Below are 846 nucleotides of genomic sequence, written 5' to 3' on the forward strand. Positions count from 1 at the left end.
TTCGAATCCCGCCATCGACCCGGCGGTATCCACCAGTGCGCCAGCACTCGAGAACAAACGCCGCAGGCCTTCGAGAACGGTCGGCTCGTCGTCGCACAGCAGGACGTATCTGCCCTTGAGGACGGAGGTGGATTCGTCGCTTTTTTTATCGTCCGTGCCGATGACGGGTACCATTCTAGAAATCGGGGCGTACAGGGAAAAACGCGACCCACGTCCTTCGACGGAACAGAAACTCATGCTGTGCTTCGGCAGAATCCCGATCACGCGGTGGACGATAGACAGTCCAAGCCCTAGGCCTTTCGAGCGGTCGCGGCCCGGGTTGTCGACCTGATAGTACTCGGCAAAAATCGCGTCCCGATGCACGGCAGAGATACCGACGCCCGTATCCCATACGTCGATGCGAAGCCGTTCCCCGATCTCCACGCAGCCGACGACGACACCACCGACGGAGGTGTTCTTGATCGCGTTCGATACAAGATTAGACAATGCCCGCTTGAACAGGGAGCGGTCACTTTCAACGGGCGGCGGGCGGCGCCGACGCGCGCTGATTCTGAATTCGATGCCCCGCGACCTTGCCGGTTCAAGGTATTGCTCGAAGACTTCCGTCAGCACGGCCTGAGTATCGACTGGCGCCAGGTGCGGGATGTATGAGCCTAATTCGCTATAGTCCTGAATATCCTTGAACATGTCGAGGATGTCGCGTGCCGTTTCCTCGATGACGTCGAGATCAGGGCTTGCGGCGTGTTCATCTTCCAGTTTTATCCGGGCGCTACGGATAAAGAGGTTGATCGCGGCGAGAGGCTGCTGGATGTCGTGGTAGGCAGATGAAAAGAACCGTTCCTTCTC

1 protein-coding gene is annotated in these 846 nt (G+C 58.3%); it reads right to left on the minus strand.

The window, feature by feature from the left end; genetic code table 11:
- Window positions 1-846: ATP-binding response regulator (locus tag PQR42_RS45570; protein WP_408496111.1), on the minus strand; the 846-nt coding region annotated here is incomplete at both ends.

The sequence above is a fragment of the Paraburkholderia sediminicola genome, assembly GCF_046027355.1.
In the GTDB taxonomy this organism is placed as follows: Bacteria; Pseudomonadota; Gammaproteobacteria; order Burkholderiales; family Burkholderiaceae; genus Paraburkholderia; species Paraburkholderia sediminicola_B.